This window comes from Phenylobacterium sp. (genome assembly GCF_030651755.1).
Taxonomy (GTDB): Bacteria; Pseudomonadota; Alphaproteobacteria; order Caulobacterales; family Caulobacteraceae; genus Phenylobacterium.
In genome coordinates, this window is sequence record NZ_JAUSBZ010000082.1 from 17,725 (window position 1) to 36,207 (window position 18,483).

The window sequence follows — 18,483 nt, forward strand, 5'->3', positions numbered from 1 at the left end:
GGAAAATCAGCCCGAGGTCTGGAGGTGGCTCCAGGCCTCGGCGGCCTCGTCGGCTGTGCCCGAGGCGTCCACTCGAACCCAGTCGATCAGCCCGATCTCATAGTCGAGTTGCTTGCGCAGGGTCTCCACTGTGGCGTCCGACGCGTCGCCATGGCGGGCGTCGATCCGCGCGGCCAGGATCTCCACCGGCGCCTCAAGCCACACCCCGTCGAAGGCGACCCCGGAACGGGCCGCCTGCGCCTCGGCCCGGCGGCGCAGGTCTGGTGAGATGAAAGTCGCGTCCAGCACCACGGACCGGCCCGCGGCTAGGGCCTGTCCCGCCTCACTGAACAGCGTGTCATAGACCTGCTCATAGAAGCCCGGCCCATAGGCGCTGGCCGGCAGGCGGCTGTCGGGGGCGACCCCCATGAGCCGCTTGCGGACCTCATCGGTGCGCAGGACGATCGCCCCAGGCGCAGCCCCGATCCCCGGCGCCACCAGCCGCGCGAAGGTCGACTTGCCGGTCCCCGACACGCCGCCGACCGCCAGCAGCCGGGCCGGCGGCGGCGACAGGTGCGCCAGGGCCGCGTCGAGATAGGCGCTGGCGGCGGCGTCATCGCCGGTATGAGCCCACACATGGGCGCGGACCGCCGCACGGACCGACATCATCAAAGGCAGGGTCGCCAGGCCATCCCACAGTTCGGGCCCGAAGCTGCGGGCGGCCTCGTCCAGATAGGCCGACAGCACCCGAACCGCCGCATCTCGCCTGCGACGAAAATCAAGGTCCATCAGCAGGAAGGCGATATCGTACTGGACGTCCACGTCCGACAGGGTGTCGTTGAACTCGATGCAGTCGAACAGGATCGGCCGCCCGTCCTCCAGCAGGATGTTCCCCAGGTGGAGATCCCCGTGGCAATGGCGGGCGAAGCCGCCCAGGGCCCGAGCGTCCAGCAGCGCTTCATGCTGGAAGAAGGCGGCGCTAGTGCACGCAACCACGGCCTCCACCCGCTCAGACCCCAGGCGCGGGGCCAGCTGGCGCAGCAGATGGGCGTTGGAATCGATGGTGAACTTCAGCGCCCGCCCGCCCCCGCCCTCCGGCCGCAGCGGCGCTGCGGCATGGAAGCCCGCGATGGTTCGTCCCAGACTGTCGGCCAGGGCGCCGTCCACCGCCCAGGTCTGGGCCGAGAGCACGGCGGTCTCGTCGAAGCGGCGCATTTCCAGGGCGAGTTCGACCGGCTCGCCCTCCCCATCGAACTCCAGACCGCCATCCGCGGCGCGGGTGATGACGCGCACGGCGCGATAGATATCCGGCGCTGCGGCCCGATTGAATCGCAGCTCCCGATCCAGAGCCCAGCGGCGCAGCTCCAGGGTGGAATAGTCCAAATAGCCGAGGTCCAGCCGTCGTTTGACCTTGAAGGCGCGCTCCGGCGTCAGGAAGACCCGGGCGCAGGCGGTGTCGATCCGCCGCTCAGCCTGGCCTTCCAGCCAGGCGGCGACCTCGGCCTCTTCAGGGTCAATCAAGACGCGCGTCCATCAGGGATAGAGGCGCTCGGTGGTCCACCCACCGCTGGCCCGACGGAAGACCAGCCGCTCATGCAGCCGGAAGGGACGATCACGCCAGAACTCGATGGCCTCGGGCGACAGGCGGAAGCCTGACCAATGAGGGGGGCGCGCCACCTTGCCCAGGCCAAACCGAAGTCCGGCCTCGGCGATGCGCTTCTCCAGGGCCAGGCGGTCAGGCAGCGTGCGAGACTGCTCCGAGGCCCAGGCGCCGAGTTGGGAGGCCCGCGCCCGCGTGGCGAAATAGGCGTCGGCCTCAGCCGCGCTCACGGGGCTGATGGCGCCGCGCACCCGCACCTGACGGCGCAGAGACTTCCAATGGAACAGAAGGGCCGCGCGGGGGTTTTCGGCCAGTTGCCGGCCCTTGGCGCTTTCCAGGTTGGTGTAGAAGACAAAACCGTCGGCATCGACGTCCTTCAGCAACACCATGCGCATGTCCGGCGCGCCATCAGCGTCGGCGGTGGCCAGGGCCATGGCGTTGGGATCGTTGGGCTCCTTGGCGCCAGCCTCCCTCAGCCATTCGGCGAACAGGGCGAACGGATCGTCCTCAGACAACAGCGGCGGCGGCTCGGCCTTGGTGACCTGGGCCACATAGTCATCCTCGCTGGGCGAGGCGGGAATGAGCGAGTCTTCAGGGCGCTTTGACATGACGCTCGCCCTATAGCGCGCAGTCGCAGGTCCGTCAGGGGTTTAACGCGCCGTTGACCGCCTTCGTCTTAGGAATCGGAACCATGAGCGGGACCGATCACGCCATGTCACCGCGCCAGGCGCGCGAACTGCTCGGCGTGACCCGCGAGGCCTCGCCCGGGGAGCTGCGCCGCGCCTTTCGCCAGCGCGCCAAGGCGGTGCATCCTGACCGCGCGGGAGGCGACGCCGAGGCCTTTCGACAGACGGTGCTGGCCTACGACCTGCTGCGGCTGCCGCCCCCCGAGGGCCTGATCCACCAGCCGCCCGCGACCCAGATTCGTCCCTGGGCTGCTCGCGAGGCCAACGTCCTCAACATCTCTCCCTTGAAGGCTGTCCACGGGGGCGAGGTCGAGCACACCCTGGCCGATGGTCGACGGCTGAGAATTCGCGCGCCGGCCGGCCTTCGCAGCGGCGACCGGCTACGCGCCGGCGGTCAGGTGCTGAACGTCGCCGTGCGCGGCGATGGTCGGCTGATGGTGCGGGGCGATGATCTCTGGCTGACCGCTCACTTGGAGCGCGCGCTTCTCGATCAGGGTGGGCGGGTCCGCCTGGACACCCCGCTTGGTCCAAGGGACGTCTGGATCACCCGCAAGGCTGTTGAGCGAGGGCTCATCCGGCTTCCCGGCGAGGGCCTGCCCGCCCGGGGACGGCGCCGCCAAGGCGACCTGTTCATCCGCCTTCAGGCCGCCAGCGACACCGCCTCCAGTGCGGCGCGCACCCTGCTCAGGCGCTTCGCCGCGGCCTGGGCGGCGTGATCCTCAGTCCTCCCGATCCCGATCGGTGATGTTGAAATTCACGTCCAGATCGAAGTCATAGACGCCATCGGCGCACTTGGCGTCCTCGACCTCATAGCCCTCAAGCACCCCGTCATCTTCTTCCCGCTCGATCTCGCGTGGGTCACTGCAGCCCACGGCCGCCAGGGCCGCCATCACGCTGGCGCGCTCTTCAGCCGAGGGCGGTGCGTCGGCGAAGCTTGCTCCGGCGGGCAGCAGAAGAGCGGCGATGGAAAGAACAACCAGACGCATAGGTGCGAACTCCTGACGTAATTTCATGCCTAGACAGTGCGTCTGAGACGGATGGGTTCCCCATCCCAGGCGTGGCGCCAGACCGGAAATGCGCTAAGAGCGCGGCTATGTCGCACAACACATTTGGTCATCTGTTCCGCGTGACAACCTGGGGCGAAAGCCATGGGCCGGCCCTGGGCTGCGTCGTGGATGGCTGCCCCGCAGGACTGTCGCTGACACCCGAGGATGTGCAGGTCTGGCTCGACCAGCGCCGCCCAGGGCAAGGCAAGTTCGTCACCCAGCGGCAGGAGCCGGACGCCGTGCGCATCCTCTCAGGGGTGTTCGAGGATGAGCGGACCGGCGGCCCCGTCACCACCGGCACGCCGATCTCCATGATGATCGAGAACACCGATCAGCGCAGCCGCGACTATTCAGAGATCGCCCAGGCCTTCCGTCCCGGCCATGCGGACTATCCCTATTTCGCCAAGTACGGCGTTCGCGACTATCGGGGCGGGGGTCGGGCCTCGGCCCGTGAAACCGCCGCCCGGGTGGCGGCCGGCGCGGTGGCGCGAAAGATCCTGGCGGGCGTCACCATCCGCGCCGCGGTCGTCCAGATCGGCCCACACGAGATCAATCGCGCCCGCTTCGACTGGGATGAGACCCGCAACAACCCCTTCTGGTGCCCGGACGTCGGGACGGTCGCGGTCTGGGAAGAGCACCTGGAAAAAGTTCGAAAGAGCGGCTCATCCACCGGCGCTGTGGTCGAGGTCGCCGCAGAGGGGGCCCCAGCCGGCTGGGGGGCGCCGATCTATGGCAAGCTCGACGCGGAGTTGGCCGGCGCGCTGATGTCCATCAACGCCGCCAAGGGCGTGGAAATTGGCGCAGGCTTCGCCTCGGCCGCCCTCTCAGGGGAAGAGAACGCCGACGAGATGCGTATGGGCAACGATGGCCTGCCGGTCTTCCTGTCCAACAAGGCCGGCGGCGTCCTGGGCGGGATTTCCACAGGCCAGCCTGTGACGGCCCGCATCGCCTTCAAGCCCACCTCTTCCATCCTGACTCCCCGTCGCAGCATCGATGAAGCGGGCCAGGAGGTCGAGCTTCGCACCAAGGGTCGTCATGATCCCTGCGTCGGGATTCGCGCCGTTCCGGTGGTCGAGGCCATGGTCGCCTGTGTTCTGGCTGACGCCTTCCTCCGCCACAGGGCTCAGGCTGGGGAGGGGCGCTTTGTTCCGGGGGCGCCGCCGCCCTAGATCGGCTTTACCGACACCGTCAAAAATCCACGGTTTTCAGATTGACCGCGCGGCGGACTTGCCTGAAATGAGCCGCCCCGCGCGCGGGCGGCCCGCCTACCCTAGTGATTGACCTCGAAAGACGGACCGTTGCGATACGAACTGCTCAGAATCCTCCTCGTCGACGACAACCACCACATGCGGGTGCTGTTGACTGAGATTCTGCGCGCCATCGGCGTTGTGCACATTCATGAGGGCGCCGACGGGGCCGAGGGCCTTCAGCAGTTGCGCAACCATCCCATCGACATTGTCATGACCGACCTATCGATGCAGCCCCTCGACGGCATCGACTTCGTGCGCCTGCTACGCAACGCCCAGGACAGCCCCAATCAGATGGTTCCGGTCATTATGATCACCGGCCATTCGACCATGCGCCGGGTGGCGGAGGCCCGCGACGCCGGGGTCAACGAATTCCTGGCCAAGCCCTTGACCGCCCGCGGCGTGCTGGAGCGCTTGAACCGCATCGTTGAGCATCCGCGGCCCTTTGTCAGGACCCAGGACTATTTCGGTCCTGATCGCCGCCGCCGCGCTGATCCCGCCTTCGCCGGCCCCTGGCGGCGCAAGGATGACTCCCAGGTGTCCTTCTCCCACCAATTGGACTGATCCGCGCCGACCGATCACCACCATTTGGTGATGTTTTGCGTATCTTGTGGGGCCGGACTCCGGGGGATTCATCATGTCTGCGACTCTGCTTCTGCGCCTGAGCCTCATCGGCGTCCTGGCCCTCAGCCAGGCCGGCTGCCTGGCGGCGGCTGTCGTGGGTACGACGGCCGGGGTCGCCATCGGCGTCACCGGCGCAGCCGTAGGGGCTACCGCGAAGGGGGTCGGCATGGCCGCCGGCGCGGTGATTCCTGGCGGGGATGACGAGGACGATCGCAAGGACCGTCGCAACCGCTAGAGGTTCAGCGCGCAGCTTTCGCCGATGGTCGGACGCGAGACCCTGACCCGCACCAGCCCCGGGAACGGAGTCTTCAGCCGCTCCGCGAAATAGAGGCAGAGGTTTTCCAGGGTCGGGCTCTCCAGCCCAGGCTTCTCATTCAGAAGCCCATGATCCAGTTCGAGCGCTACAGCGCGCAACACGCCGTCAAGTTCGGCCAGGTCAGCGACCCAGCCCACAGGCGCCTGGGGAACGCCCGCCACAGTGGCCTCCACCTGGAAGGAATGGCCGTGCAGACGGGTATAGGGGCTCTGGGCCGGGCCGTCAGGGAGATAGTGGGCCGCATCGAAGGTCGCGACCTTGGTGATTTCAAAGATATGCGATGTCATTGCCGCGCGCTCAGGCGATCCGTCCAGCCATACGGCCGTCAGGGAATGCCCAGATATTTGTGGGTTTGCACGCTTAAACGCCACTGAGGGTGGGCGAGGCAATAGGCGATCGCCGCTTCGGTGTTGGCCGCGCGGTCCGGCCCGTCCATGGGCTGGAGATAGAAGCGTTCAAAATCCAGGGCCGCAAACTGCTGCGGATCGACGCCGGATTGCGGAAAGACCAGCTTCAGCTCCTGGCCTGAGGTCTGGACGACGGCCGCCTGGGCCTTGGGGCTGACGCAGATCCAGTCGATCCCCGCCGGCGCGGCCAGGGTGCCGTTGGTCTCCACGGCGATGGTGAAACCCCGGGCGTGCAAGGCCCCAATCAGCGGGCCGTCAAGCTGTAGCAACGGCTCTCCGCCGGTGCAGACGACCAGACGATTTTCGAGGCCCCCGGTCCAGGCCAGGGCGACGGCGTCGGCCAGAGCGTCAGCATCAGCGAACCGGCCTCCGCCCGGGCCGTCCATTCCGACAAAATCGGTGTCGCAGAAGGTGCAGACCGCTCGCGCGCGGTCGATCTCCCGGCCAGACCAGAGATTGCAGCCCGCGAACCGACAGAAGACGGCGGGTCGGCCGGCCTGGCCCCCCTCTCCCTGTAGGGTCAGGAAGATTTCCTTGACGGAATAGGTCACGCCGCGAGCTCCGGGCGCCCCTGCGCCACCCACTCATGCCAGCCGCGCGCGCGCAGGTCGCAGGCCGGACAGTCCCCGCAGCCGTGGCCCCAGTCGTGGCGCAGCCCGCGCTCGCCGCGATAGCAGGTATGGCTCTCCTCGCAGATCAGCGCCACCAGGGCCTCGCCGCCCAGACCCTTGGCCAGAGCCCAGGTCTGCGCCTTGGTGAGCGACATCAGCGGCGTCTGGATGCGGAAATCCTGCGCCATGCCGAGGTTGAGGGCGTGCTCCAGGGCCTCGATCGTGTCGCGCCGACAGTCGGGATAGCCGGAGAAGTCGGTCTCGCACATGCCGCCGACCAGATCCCGCACGCCACGACGGTCCGCCAGGGCGGCCCCATAGGTCAGGAAGACGAGATTTCGCCCGGGAACGAAGGTCGAGGGCAGACCCTTGTCGGTCACCTCAAAGGCCCGCTCGGCGGTCATGGCCGTTTCGGCGATCGCCCCGAACCCTGTCAGGTCCACCAGGTGGTCAGGACCCAACCGCTGGGCCCAGGCCGGCGTCTGGTTCGCCATAGCCTCGCGGACCACCTGACGGGCGGTCATTTCAACGGCGTGACGCTGACCATAGTCGAAACCCACCGTCTCCACCTGGTCGTACCGGGAAAGCGCCCAGGCCAGACAGACCGAGGAGTCCTGGCCCCCGGAAAACAGCACGAGGGCGCGCCTGTCGCGATCAGTGTCAGTCATCTCCCCCATATGCGCGTGCAGGCGCCCGAGGGGAAGTCTGTCCTGTTTCGCCATTGCCCCTCAGTCCCCCGGGGCGCGAGCCGATCCAGGACCCTGCGCCACGAGCCTCTGACATCGGGCTTCGAATTTTCAGTACGCATCCGTAGCGGAAAGTTGGCGCCGGGAATCAGTTACGGATACAGGGAACCGCCGCATAACACCGGTCGGTTTTGTGCGTCGCGTTTGAAAGCGCGGTATTTCCGCCACGGCGGACGCAAACCTTCGCCATATTTGGCGCCTGAACGCAGATAAGTTTGACTGGCCCGCCGGTTGGAACGAGGTTCCCCGCCCTGATCGCCCTCCCCGGCGATCCTTGTCACAACATTGAAAACAACGAGCGGCGCCAAAGCCGCTTGGGAGGACTTATGTCGTCTTTCTCGCAAACCGGTCTGCGTCGCCTGCTGGCGACCAGCGCTTCAGTCGCCGTTCTCGCCAGCGCCGGCGCCGCCGCGGCGCAGTCCGAGGCGCCCCGCGTCTCCGAGCCCTTCACCATCCAGGAACTGGTCATCACCGCCGAAAAGCGTGAGCAGGCCCTGCAGGACGTCCCAGTCGCCGTCTCGGCCTTCACCTCGGAGCAGCGCGACACCCAGGGCATCACCAACATCCAGGACTTCGTGAATTTCACCCCGGGGATGAACTATTCGGGCGCCGACCGGGTCTCCCTGCGCGGCTCGGGGCGCAACACCTTCTACATCGGCAATGATCCCGGCGTGGCCGCCTATTCGGACGGCTTCTATTCCGCCAGTTCCTCGGAACTGTTCAAGACGCCGCTGTTCATCGAGCGCACCGAGATTCTCCGCGGGCCCCAGGGCACCCTCTATGGCCGCAACGCCATGGGCGGCGCGATCAACCAGATCTCCAAGCGCCCGGACTACGAGTTCTCCGGCGAAATCCGCGCCGCGGTCGCCAACTATGACTACACCCGCATCGAGGGTGTGGTTTCCCTGCCCGTGGCCGAGAACCTTCGTTTCAAGGTCGGCGGCAACCAGGAATGGCAGCGCAAGGGCTTCATCGAGAACATCGGCAGCGCCAATGAAGGCGCCTCCATCAAGCGGACCTATTTCGAGGCCCAGATGGAAGCCGAGCTCGGCGAGGATGTGGACGTCTGGGTCCGCTACAATCGCTCCAACTGGGATGACAGCCTGGGCGTCGGCGACCGGCTGGCCAATCTGGTCAGCCCTTACGACACCACCCGCGCCTTCCAGCCCATCGGCGGCCTAGTGACCGGTCTGCAGTTCGGCGAGACGATCGTCAATCCCGGCGTCCGCGACCCCTATGTCCAGAACACCAACCGCGACGGCTACGGCGCCCTGCGCGGCAACCACGTCCTGACCGGTCAGGTGACCTGGGACCTGGGCTTCGCCGACCTGAAGTATATCGGCGGCTTCCAGCAGTACGACTATCAGACCGGCGGCGATTACGACAACACCAGCCGCACCGCGCCGATCACTGTGGCCGGCGTCCCGGGCATCTTCGTGGACTACACCACCGACTTCTACGAAACGAAGAAGTACTATTCCAACGAGCTGAACCTGACGTCCAATTCGGATGGGCCGCTCAGCTGGATCCTCGGAATCTACCAGTACGAAGAAGACTACAGCCAGCGCATCCAGTTGGGGAATCCCCAGCAGTCGCAGATGGCCGACCCCTGCTATTTTGGCGGCACGGCCAATCCCTGCATCAGGGCCCCGGCCAATCCCAGCCGCAACTTCGTCGATGGCTATGCCGAGCTGAATTCCAAGGCCCTGGCCGCCTTCGGTCAGTTCTCCTACCAGCTCAGCGACGCCTTCGCCCTGACGGCTGGTCTGCGCTACAGCAAGGACGAGAAGGACGGCTTTGAGAGCCAGCGACTGGTCCTCTTCTCCCCGGCCGGCCCCTTTGGTCCGGCACTGGGCGGCGCCTTCGCCTTCGACGTCTCCACCGACCTGCAGCCCGGCACGCCGGGCGTCCAGAACAGCCGCACCCTGTCCAAGAGCTGGGACGCGGTCACCGGCGTGCTGAACCTCGACTGGACCCCGGACAACGACAGCCTGTTCTACGCCAAGTACAGCCGCGGCTATAAGTCCGGCGGCTTCCTGCTCGGCACCCTGGCCCCGAACCCGGAGGGCAAGGCTGAATTCGTCAACGCCTATGAGCTGGGCATGAAGAAGACGATCGCCCGCCAGCTGATCGTCAATGGTTCGCTCTATTACAACGACTATTCGGACCTGCAGTTGAACCTGCAGCAGCTGAACGCCGCAGGCACCGCCTCGGCCAACAACTTCATCAACGTCGACGCCCGGGCCTATGGCCTGGAGCTGGAGACCATCTGGCAGCCCAACCGCAATCTGCAGGTGTCGGTCAGCTACGGCTATCTGAACACCGAGATCACCGAGGGCTGCTGCTTCTATGATCCGGCTGACCCGAGCGCCCAACTGGCCAGCGCCCGGCCCGCGGGCGGCACGGCGGTGCAGAACGGCGTCCTGCTGGTCTTCCAGGACCTGAAGGGGTCCCGCCTGTTCCAGTCGCCGGAACACAAGGTGGCCCTGAACGGCAACTACACCTGGGATTTCAACGCCGGTTCGTTGATCGCCTCTGCCACCGCCTTCTGGACCGACGAGACCACCTACCAGCCGTTCGACAACCCTGCCTTCGCCGTGCCGGCCTATTCGGTCGCGGACTTCCGCCTGATCTGGCGCGATCTCGGCAACCGATATGCGGTCATCGGCTATGTGAAGAACGCTTTCGAGGAAGAGGGCTTCACCTCGACCGGGACGACCAATCCCACCGCCGTCTATGGCGCCCCCAACCCGGGAATGATGGTCGGCGGTCAGGCCTATCTGCAACAGACCGGGACGGCGATCACCCGCGGCCTGATCCAGCCCCGCACCTTCGGTCTGGAGCTGCAGTACCGCTTCTAGAGACCGCCTCTCCAGGACGATCAGGACGGGCGGCGGGGAAACCTGCCGCCCGTCTCATGTTTTTGGACACTGCGTCAAAGAGGCGGCGGCAGGCTTAACGTCTCCGAAAAGGGTTTCGGCCATCCTAGATATAAGATTTCCAATGGTGCCGACGTCCCATGTCCCCTTCCGAGTTCTTTTTCGATCACGTCACGGAAGAAATTCGCATCCAGGTCGAGGGTATGCTGGCGCTGACGGAACGTCTTTGTCGCCAGCATCTCTCCGCCGACGCGGTGGCCTGTGTCGAAGGGATCGATGAGGCCGCCCATTCGGTTTCGCGACTACTGAGCACCGCCCGCGATCTGAAGATCGCCGCCGCCGAACAACTCGCCCTGAACCCGGCCCGACACCAGCTTCGCGATCTGATGGATGAGGTGCAGGAGCGTTGGATCAGCCGCGCCCGCGAAAGCGGCGTCACCCTTCTCGTCGCCTATGAGGGCGATCCCGCCGCGGCCGCCCTGGTTGACGCCCACCGCTTGCACCAGATTTTCGATGGCTATATCGGCCAGGCGATTTCCGGCGTCCGCCACGGCGCTGTCGAAGCCTCCCTCCAGGTCGTGTCCGCCCAAGCTGGAAGCCTGAGGCTAGAGGGCCGCGTCCGCGGGGCCGGCGAGGTCGTCGACGGCAGCCTGTCTGGCAGTATCGAAGAGATCGCCGCCCGTTTCGGACTGGAGACCGCCATGGGGGCGGCGCTGGGTCAGCGCATCCTCCAGGCTCTCGACGGCCTGGGACAAACCGAGCGGAACGCCGGCGGCGGCGAGACGGCGGTTTTCACACTTCTGGCTCCCTGCGCGCCCGAAGACGCGGCCGAACCAGCCGAAACAGCGTCCGACCGCGCCGCCCACGTCCTGATCGTTGATGACAACGCCACCAACCGTATGGTGGCCGAGACCCTCTGCGAGATGTTCGACTGCACCGCTGAGACCGCCGTCGATGGCGTCGAGGCGGTGGAACTGGCCAAGAGCGGGCGCTTTGATCTGATCCTGATGGACATCAAGATGCCGCGTATGGACGGCGTCGACGCCACCCGCGCCATTCGCGCCCTGCAAGGTCCGGCCAGCCAGACCCCAATCATCGCCCTGACCGCCAACGCCGACCCTGAGGACGCAGCCGGATACATCGCTGCGGGCATGATTGGGGTGGTTGAAAAGCCGATGAAGCCCGAGAGCCTTCTCCGGGCCCTGCAACAGGCCCTGGGCCAGGGCGACGCCAAGGCGGCCTAGGAACCGTCGCCGATGAGGCGACCTGCGGGTCTCTTTGCAACTTGTCCTGGGCCGGGCGACCATGCCGGTTCATGATCGGGCGACATCGGGGATCCCATGACCAGCTTCTATGAGCGCGCCATCCTGCCCAGATTGCTGACCTGCGCCTGTGGATCACCGGCGATCATGCGACAACGCGCCCGGCTCGTGCCGCAGGCTCATGGGCGGGTTCTGGAGCTTGGCGTCGGCGGTGGGCTAAACCTTGCCTTCTACGATCCGTCCTGGGTGGATTATGTCACGGGAATTGATCCCTCCCCGCAGCTTCGCGACCGAGCGTCCGCGGCGCCGCGCAGCCCGAATCTGCGGGTCGCCATTGAGGCCGGAGAAGCCGAGGCGCTTCCCTTCGCAGATCACAGCTTCGACAGCGTGGTCTGCACCTTTACGTTGTGCTCGGTGCGCGACCCCGCCGCCGCCCTGGCCGAAGCCCGGCGGGTCCTTGCGCCCGGCGGCGATTTCTACTTCTGCGAGCATGGCCTTTCGCCAGAACCAGGGGTGGCTCGTTGGCAGACTCGCCTGGACCCACTGTGGAGTCGCCTGGCCGGAGGCTGTCACCTCAACCGTCCCGTCGCCGACAGCATCACCGCAGCGGGGTTCAGGCTTGGAAGTGTGGAGAAGGCCTACCTGCCTAAGACACCGAGGTTCGCCGGCTGGAATGAGTGGGGCGCGGCCCAGACGAACTGAGCCGCGCCCCCAACTCTGGCTAGGCTGACGGCCTACATATCAGACGGAGTCTCGGCCTCAACCTCGACCTCAGCGCCGGCCTCAGCGGAAGCATCGGCGCTGGTCCCAGCGTCCGCCTGCATGGATTGGCCGATGCGGGCGCGCAGCTCAGCATCACCCTGGGCCGCGGCGGCGATCTGATTGTACTCTTCAGACGTCAGGCCGGCGCCCTCAACAGCCGCGGTCATCTCTGCGGTCATCTGTTGCTGCAGGGCGGCCTTGGCCGATTCATCGGCCTCAGCAGCCACACGGGCGCTGTACTGCTCGTTCAGTGACTGAATGTCCGTCATGGCTTCGGCGAAGCTGTCGACCTGGGCGTCGGTGAAGGCGGAAGAGCCAGCCTCGACCGGCGCGCCGATCTCGGGAGGCGCAGTCGCGGCGCTATCCATGTCCTGGGCGAGGGCCGGAGCGCTCATTAGGGCGAGCGCGGCGCCGGCGGCGAAAAGCGTGGTCTTGAGGGTCATGTCAGTGGGTCTCCTGTTCTGTCCACTCCCTTCACAAACCGGTGAACGCTCGGGAAGGTTGCGCATCTCAGGAAAAATAATCACGCGCCCGTGATCGCCTTGGCGTTTGCTGCGGGCCTGTACCGGCCGCCGCCCCCGCCAAAACGAAAGGGGCGGCGGCGCGGCCGACGCGTTTCTGTACAAAACCTCGGGAGCTGGATGGCCCCAGCGGTCATTTCAGGGCGGCGGCGTCCAGATCAACCTTCAGTTCCCGGGCCCAGAGCCGAATGGCGCGACAGGCCTCCACAAAGGCCTTGGCGTCCTTCGGACCCTTCAGGTCCACGAAGCCCTCGTCCATGTCGTCCGCCACGCCAGCCTTGTCGAACAGCACGGCGGCGGCCGGCGTGTGGGCGATGAACTTGCAGTGGGCGAAGGCGTCATTGACGAAGTCCTTGGCCGTCTTGTCCTTGGAGAGCATGGCGGCCCCCTCTTCCGACACCAGCACGGCCACCGCATCGTAGAGCACCGAGGGCCCACCATCGATCTTCTGGTCGGCTGGCAGCAGCGCGCCGTCGCTCAGCTTCACCCCGCCGATGTGAGGCGCGATCACTTCGAAGATCGCACCCTCGGCGGCGATGGCGTCAGTGAGCGCTTTGAAGAGGCTCGCATCGGCGCCATCGGTCATCAGAAGCCCGAACTTACGACCCTCGAATTTCGGCAGGGGCCGCTTGAGCATGCTGAGCGCATCCGAGGGCGGCAGGTCCGCCACCACCGGCCGGGCCGGATTCAGGGCGGCGGGCATGTTCGCAAGACCAAGGCCGGTGGCGACCGTCTTGGCGAGGCCTTCGTCGATATTGCGCAGGTGGCCGACCATGCGCTCGCGGATGTCGAGCCGGTCGCACTTGCTGAGTTCGAACACCAGGGCGTCGCCCATATGCTTCTGCTCGATGGGCGTCTGGCTTATGAAGAACTGCCGCGCCTGGCTGTAGTGGTCGGCGAAAGTTTCGGCGCGGATCTGGCGGGTCTCGCCGGATTCGGCGGCCGTGAAGTGCGGATAGCCCCGCTCTGGGCTCTCCCGAGGACCGCCCTGCTCGCCCCAGCTGTTGGGCTCGTAATTGGCCCGGCCGACGGGGTTGCGCATGGCCATGTGGCCATCCTGCTGGAAGTTGTGCACCGGACAGCGCGGCGCGTTGACCGGGATGTGGGTGAAGTTCGGGCCGCCCAGGCGCTTCAGCTGGGTGTCGAGATAGGAGAAGTTCCGGCCTTGAAGCAGGGGGTCATTGGTGAAGCCGATGCCCGGCACCACGTTCTGGGTGCAGAAGGCCACCTGCTCGGTCTCGGCGAAGAAGTTCTGGACGTTGTTGTCCAGCACCATGCGGCCGATGATCCGCACCGGAATGCGCTCTTCGGGAATGATCTTGGTGGGGTCGAGGATGTCGAACTCGAATTCATCGGCGAAGGCCTCGTCAAAGACCTGAACGCCCAGCTCCCATTCCGGCGGTGTGGCGCTCTCGACCGCGTCCCACAGGTCGCGACGGTGGAAGTCGGGATCGGCGCCGTTGATCTTCAGGGCCTCGTTCCACAGCACCGACTGCAGGCCGAGCTTGGGCTTCCAGTGGAACTTGACGAAGCTCGACTTGCCCTCGGCGTTGATGAACCGGAAGGTGTGAACGCCGAAGCCCTCCATGAACCGCAGGGACCGCGGGATGGCCCGGTCGGACATGGCCCACATGATCATGTGCATGGACTCTGGGCTCAGGGTGATGAAGTCCCAGAAGTTGTCGTGGGCCGTCTGGGCCTGGGGAAAGCCGCGGTCGGGCGCCGGCTTGGCCGCATGGATCAGGTCGGGGAACTTGATGGCGTCCTGGATGAAGAAGACCGGGATGTTGTTGCCCACAAGGTCCCAGTTACCCTCCTGGGTGTAGAACTTGACCGCAAAGCCACGGACGTCCCGCGGCAGGTCCGGCGAGCCCTTGGCGCCAGCCACCGTGGAGAAGCGCACGAAGACCGGCGTGCGCTGGCCGGCCTCCTGGAAGGGATCGGCCCGGGTCAGGTCCGACAGGGATTCCGTCGCCTCGAAATAGCCGTGCACGCCGAAGCCGCGGGCATGGACCACCCGTTCGGGGATCCGCTCGTGATCGAAATGGAAGAGCTTCTCGCGCAGGTGGAAGTCGTCCAGCAGGGCCGGGCCACGGGCGCCGACCTTCAGGCTGTTCTGGTCGTCGGCGACCGGAACGCCCTGCTGCGTCGTCAGGACCGGCGTTTCGCCAGAGGCGGTCTGATGGGTTTCGCCTCCCGCGCCTGGGTTACGCTTCCCGTAGATCTCGTCGGCCATGGCGTCTGTCCTCCTCTGGAGCCGACGCAGAAGCGCGCGAGACCTGAGAAGGGTTCATTGGTTGCGGATTTCCCCGCGCGCTCGCTGGCGCAGGGTCCTCAGGCTGTGCGAATCGATGGACCCGGGGCGGCGCCAGACGGGCGGGCCTCGGCCTCAGCGGTGACCTGCTCAATCTGGTGGAGGAGGGTTTCGAACTGCACGGGCTTTGCCGCCACGGCGTCGATCCCCGCGCCTGTGTAACGGCGAATCTCGTCGGCCATGACGCTGGCCGTGACCGCGATCACCGGCGTCCGGGCCCTCACCTGAACGCGTTCCAGGGACCGGATCTGACGAGCGGCAGCCAGACCGTCGAGCCTGGGCATATGGATGTCCATTAGGATGACGTCCCAGGCCCCGGTCTCCCAGGCCTCCACCGCCTCCACCCCGTCGGCCGCCAGCCCGCATTCGGCGCCTTCGCCCTCCAGCAGGGTCTGCAGAACCGCCCGGTTGGCCAGGTTGTCGTCCGCGATCAGGAGCCGCTGGCCCTGCAGGGCGCCCCTGCCCAACGCCGGCGACGTCTCGCCCTGGACTGGCGGGTCAGGCGCGGGGGGGCCCGCAACCTCGGCCTTCACGGCCGGCAGCGGCAGTTCCAGACTGAAACGGGCGCCCAGTCCTGGCTGACTGGCGAAGGTGATCTGGCCGCCCATCATATCAGCAAGCTCGCGACAGATGGCCAGGCCCAGGCCGGTCCCGCCGCTCCGTCGGGTGTTGGAGGAATCGGCCTGCACGAACTTCTCGAAGATGCGGTCCTGCTGATCCTGCGGGATGCCCATGCCGGTGTCCTGCACTTCGCAGATGAGCCGTCCGTCATCCCCGCCGATCCGGACGATCACCGAACCGGCATCGGTGAATTTCAGCGCATTGGAGATCAGGTTGCTGAGGATCTGGCGCACCCGCACCTCGTCGCCCAGGCGCAGGCCCGACACCACGGGCGAGACATCGAGCCGGAAGGCCAGGCCGCGGTCGGCGGCCAACTGGCCGTAGAGCTTGCGCAGGGTTTCGGCGAAGCGGTCGAGGTCGAAGGGGGCCGTCTGCAAAGACATCTCGCCCGCCTCGATGCGGGAGACGTCCAGAATGGCGTTCAGAATGTCCAGAAGATCGACGGCTGATCCCCTGACGGTGGCCAGGCGCTCCCGCTGCGGAGGCGACAGGTCGTCCCGCTCCATCACCTGCACCATGCCCAGCACGCCGTTTAGAGGGGTGCGGATTTCGTGACTCATGGTGGCGAGAAACTCGCTCTTTGCGCGATCAGCGGCCCGGGCGGCGACGGCCAGGCTCTGGGCTCCCCGGGCGAGCTCCTGGTTGCGGGTCAGTTCGTGGCGCAAGGCCCGGTTCAACATGTCGGTGGCGAGCCGGGCACGGATTTCCCGCATCACGGCGGCCCGCATCAGGGACGAAATGCCAACGGCCGCAAACAGGCTGGCGACCCCGACGTAAACGTATTCCCCGATCAAATCGCCGGGCGCCTCGCGGGCCATCAGCACGAGCCCGGTCAAGGCGACGGTCGCAGCGCTATATCCCACCCGCCGGGTCGGCGCCGATGTGGCGAAGGCAAGCGCCAAAAGCACAAAGTAGATCAGCTTCAAGGGCTCGAAATGGTAGCTCTGATAGACGACCACATTGGCCAAGGACAGGCCGTAGAGCCCGAGCGCCGTCCCCTCGAGGGCCGGCAGGCTCATCTCAGACCGCAATCTCTTCCACATCAGGAAGGCGATCACCGCAGTGAGGCTGGAAAGCCCGGTCAGCACCCACAGGGCTGCGCCCGTCTCGAAGAACGGGTGCGAGAGGGTGATGACCAGATAATAGATTGTGGCGAACGCCGCGCACATGCGCAGGATCGGCGTCTGCGACTGAGCCAGGACCGCCGGCTCGACTTTGATGTCCTCGGCTCTGGGGGTGGTCAGGTTCGGCAAAGTCCGGGCCTCGGCGTTCTGCGCAGATGGCCGAACAATGGCATCGGAATGCCTACGAATTGATTTCTGCCGGCTGGGACAGTCGTTTTGCGCGAAATTTGACAAATGACTTTCGGTCATTAATACTGACCCGCAGTCAATAGAGGCGCAGGATGCGAACCCCAAGGCGACGCCTTGATCCCGCCGACCGGAGGCGCGAGCTTCTGGCTGCGGCTGAGCGGCTGATACGGCGGCGCGCCGATCAGGTGCGCGTCGAGGATGTCGTGGCCGAGGCTGGCGCCGCCAAGGGCACCTTCTACCTGTACTTCGCCACCTGGGATGATCTGCTCGAAGCCTTGCGGAACGAGCTGTTCGATCGCTTTGAGGCCCAGGCTCCTGAGCCGGTCGAGAGTCTCGACCCCATAGACTGGCCCGCCACCCTGCGGGGTATGGCTCGGGCCTACATCGCCTTCAACCTGGAGATGGAAGGCCTGCATGACGCCCTCTTCCACTCCGACTTCGCCCGAAACCGGCCCGTTCCGCGCCACCGGGGCGGCCCGGCGCGACTGGCGGCCATGATCCGCGCGGGCCAGGAGGCTGGGGCCTTTGGGCCAGTCGCGCCAGACCTCACCGCCCGAATGATCTTCGCCGCCATGCATGAGGCCGCAGATGCGGCGCGCGAGGGTGAAGACCTTCGGGACGTCACGGCGGCTCTGGACACTCTGATGAACCGCGCCCTGACCCCGGAGTTCGCCCCATGAGGCCCGTACCCCCACTGCTTGTCGTCTTCTGTCTTTCAGCCATGGCGGGCCTGGCCCTCGTCTCCCCCGGACCAAGGCTCCTGGCCGCCCCCTGGACCTGGCTTGGCGCGGCGGTCGGGGTTCTCGGGCTGGCCTTGGCCGTATCAGGGGCGCGGTTCTTCCGCAGGCTTGGGACCAATATCAAGACCTTTGACGACCCTGACCTGCTGGTCACATCGGGCCTGTTTCGGCTCAGCCGAAACCCCATGTACCTTGGCTTCCTGCTATTGCTGACCGGCGCCGCCCTGCTGATCGGGAGGGCCACGCCGTTCCTTCCGGTGCTGGTCTTCTTCCTGGCGGCCCAGCTCTGGTACATCCCGTTTGAAGAGCGCGCCCTGACCCGGCGGTTCGGGGCGGATTACCTGGCCTATCGCGGCAAGGTCCGTCGCTGGATCTAGGTCAGAGGCGCCCAGAGGAGGACGCCCATGGCGCAAGAGACCATTCTCGATCCTGGCCTGCCGATCATCGATCCGCACCACCATCTCTGGGACATGCGTCGGCGCTTTGGGCCAGACTCACCGCCGCCGCGGCATGGTTTCGAAGCCCTGCTGCGCCGGTCGCCGCATTACCTCCTCGACCAACTTCAAGCCGACCTGGACGCTGGCCACAATGTGCGCGCGACCGTCTTTGTCGAATGCGGCGCCATGTACCGGGCCGGGGCGCCCGCGGCCCTGGCGCCGGTGGGAGAGACCGAGTTCGTCAACGGCGTGGCGGCCATGAGCGCCAGCGGCCTCTATGGCGAGGTCAGAGCCTGCGCCGGCATTGTCGGCCACGCGGACCTGACCCTGGGGGACGGTGTCGTCCCGGTGCTGGAGGCGCATCTCGCCGCT

Annotated in this window: 18 protein-coding genes and 1 pseudogene; 10 read left to right on the top strand and 9 right to left on the bottom strand. The window is 66.3% G+C overall.

The window, feature by feature from the left end:
* Positions 1-6 precede the first annotated feature (6 nt).
* Together Q7V15_RS07910 and pdxH are read right to left on the bottom strand one after the other, a co-directional pair.
* Positions 7-1,500, bottom strand: coding sequence for a bifunctional aminoglycoside phosphotransferase/ATP-binding protein (locus tag Q7V15_RS07910; protein ID WP_304754922.1), 1,494 nt, complete (start codon positions 1,498-1,500; stop codon positions 7-9).
* A 12-nt stretch (positions 1,501-1,512) separates the two neighbouring features.
* A complete protein-coding gene (gene pdxH / locus Q7V15_RS07915; RefSeq protein ID WP_304754923.1) occupies positions 1,513-2,187 on the bottom strand; it encodes a pyridoxamine 5'-phosphate oxidase in 675 nt (224 codons plus the stop codon).
* 83 nt (positions 2,188-2,270) lie between these two features.
* Between pdxH and Q7V15_RS07920 the strand changes: the two genes are divergently transcribed.
* Positions 2,271-2,981: a DnaJ C-terminal domain-containing protein gene (locus tag Q7V15_RS07920; protein WP_304754924.1), complete on the top strand. Its 711-nt coding sequence runs from the start codon at positions 2,271-2,273 to the stop codon at positions 2,979-2,981.
* Between the two features lie 3 nt (positions 2,982-2,984).
* Here Q7V15_RS07920 and Q7V15_RS07925 read toward each other — a convergent pair whose 3' ends face one another.
* Positions 2,985-3,251 (bottom strand): hypothetical protein, encoded by a 267-nt coding sequence (locus Q7V15_RS07925; protein WP_304754925.1) that lies wholly within the window; start codon positions 3,249-3,251, stop codon positions 2,985-2,987.
* Positions 3,252-3,358: 107 nt separating this feature from the next.
* Between Q7V15_RS07925 and aroC the strand changes: the two genes are divergently transcribed.
* From aroC to Q7V15_RS07940, 3 genes are all read left to right on the top strand, one after another.
* A complete protein-coding gene (gene aroC, locus Q7V15_RS07930; protein WP_304754926.1) occupies positions 3,359-4,480 on the top strand; it encodes a chorismate synthase in 1,122 nt (373 codons plus the stop codon).
* Between the two features lie 129 nt (positions 4,481-4,609).
* A complete protein-coding gene (locus Q7V15_RS07935) occupies positions 4,610-5,122 on the top strand; it encodes a response regulator (protein ID WP_304754927.1) in 513 nt (170 codons plus the stop codon).
* Positions 5,123-5,195: 73 nt separating this feature from the next.
* Positions 5,196-5,417 carry a hypothetical protein gene (locus Q7V15_RS07940; protein ID WP_304754929.1) on the top strand — a complete coding sequence of 74 codons (222 nt, stop codon included), beginning with the start codon at positions 5,196-5,198 and terminating at the stop codon, positions 5,415-5,417.
* On the opposite strand, the gene Q7V15_RS07945 is transcribed toward Q7V15_RS07940, so the two are convergent.
* From Q7V15_RS07945 to queC, 3 genes are read right to left on the bottom strand one after another with little or no spacing between them, the layout of a single operon-like run.
* Positions 5,414-5,785, bottom strand: coding sequence for a 6-carboxytetrahydropterin synthase (locus Q7V15_RS07945; protein ID WP_304754930.1), 372 nt, complete (start codon positions 5,783-5,785; stop codon positions 5,414-5,416). The two genes, Q7V15_RS07940 and Q7V15_RS07945, sit on opposite strands and share 4 nt — an antisense overlap.
* Positions 5,786-5,823: 38 nt before the next feature.
* Positions 5,824-6,456 (bottom strand): 7-carboxy-7-deazaguanine synthase, encoded by a 633-nt coding sequence (queE, locus tag Q7V15_RS07950; protein WP_304754932.1) that lies wholly within the window; start codon positions 6,454-6,456, stop codon positions 5,824-5,826.
* Entirely contained in the window at positions 6,453-7,184 is a 732-nt protein-coding gene (queC, locus tag Q7V15_RS07955) for a 7-cyano-7-deazaguanine synthase QueC (protein WP_304754933.1), read from the bottom strand. The genes queE and queC overlap by 4 nt, the downstream gene beginning before the upstream one ends.
* A gap of 404 nt (positions 7,185-7,588) precedes the next feature.
* On the opposite strand from queC, the gene Q7V15_RS07960 reads away from it, so the two are divergent.
* The 3 genes from Q7V15_RS07960 to Q7V15_RS07970 all read left to right on the top strand — a co-directional run bounded on the left by Q7V15_RS07960 (position 7,589) and on the right by Q7V15_RS07970 (position 12,105).
* The gene (locus tag Q7V15_RS07960) at positions 7,589-10,123 is read left to right on the top strand and encodes a TonB-dependent receptor (RefSeq protein ID WP_304754934.1); all 2,535 of its coding nucleotides are present in this window, start codon (positions 7,589-7,591) and stop codon (positions 10,121-10,123) included.
* A 158-nt stretch (positions 10,124-10,281) separates the two neighbouring features.
* On the top strand, positions 10,282-11,385 hold the full coding sequence (locus tag Q7V15_RS07965; RefSeq protein WP_304754935.1) for a response regulator: 1,104 nt from the start codon (positions 10,282-10,284) through the stop codon (positions 11,383-11,385).
* Between the two features lie 96 nt (positions 11,386-11,481).
* Positions 11,482-12,105 (top strand): class I SAM-dependent methyltransferase, encoded by a 624-nt coding sequence (locus Q7V15_RS07970; RefSeq protein ID WP_304754936.1) that lies wholly within the window; start codon positions 11,482-11,484, stop codon positions 12,103-12,105.
* A 32-nt stretch (positions 12,106-12,137) separates the two neighbouring features.
* Here Q7V15_RS07970 and Q7V15_RS07975 read toward each other — a convergent pair whose 3' ends face one another.
* From Q7V15_RS07975 to Q7V15_RS07985, 3 genes are all read right to left on the bottom strand, one after another.
* Positions 12,138-12,608 (bottom strand): DUF4168 domain-containing protein, encoded by a 471-nt coding sequence (locus tag Q7V15_RS07975; RefSeq protein WP_304754937.1) that lies wholly within the window; start codon positions 12,606-12,608, stop codon positions 12,138-12,140.
* Positions 12,609-12,819: 211 nt separating this feature from the next.
* Positions 12,820-14,922, bottom strand: coding sequence for a catalase (locus tag Q7V15_RS07980; protein ID WP_304754939.1), 2,103 nt, complete (start codon positions 14,920-14,922; stop codon positions 12,820-12,822).
* Positions 14,923-15,020: 98 nt separating this feature from the next.
* Entirely contained in the window at positions 15,021-16,874 is a 1,854-nt protein-coding gene (locus tag Q7V15_RS07985) for an ATP-binding protein (RefSeq protein WP_304754940.1), read from the bottom strand.
* Between the two features lie 152 nt (positions 16,875-17,026).
* On the opposite strand from Q7V15_RS07985, the gene Q7V15_RS07990 reads away from it, so the two are divergent.
* The 3 genes and pseudogenes from Q7V15_RS07990 to Q7V15_RS08000 all read left to right on the top strand — a co-directional run.
* On the top strand, positions 17,027-17,614 hold the full coding sequence (locus Q7V15_RS07990; RefSeq protein ID WP_304754941.1) for a TetR/AcrR family transcriptional regulator: 588 nt from the start codon (positions 17,027-17,029) through the stop codon (positions 17,612-17,614).
* The gene (locus Q7V15_RS07995) at positions 17,611-18,051 is read left to right on the top strand and encodes an isoprenylcysteine carboxylmethyltransferase family protein (RefSeq protein ID WP_304754942.1); all 441 of its coding nucleotides are present in this window, start codon (positions 17,611-17,613) and stop codon (positions 18,049-18,051) included. The genes Q7V15_RS07990 and Q7V15_RS07995 overlap by 4 nt, the downstream gene beginning before the upstream one ends.
* A 27-nt stretch (positions 18,052-18,078) precedes the next feature.
* Positions 18,079-18,483 (top strand): annotated as a pseudogene (locus Q7V15_RS08000) (hypothetical protein); the annotation flags it as partial.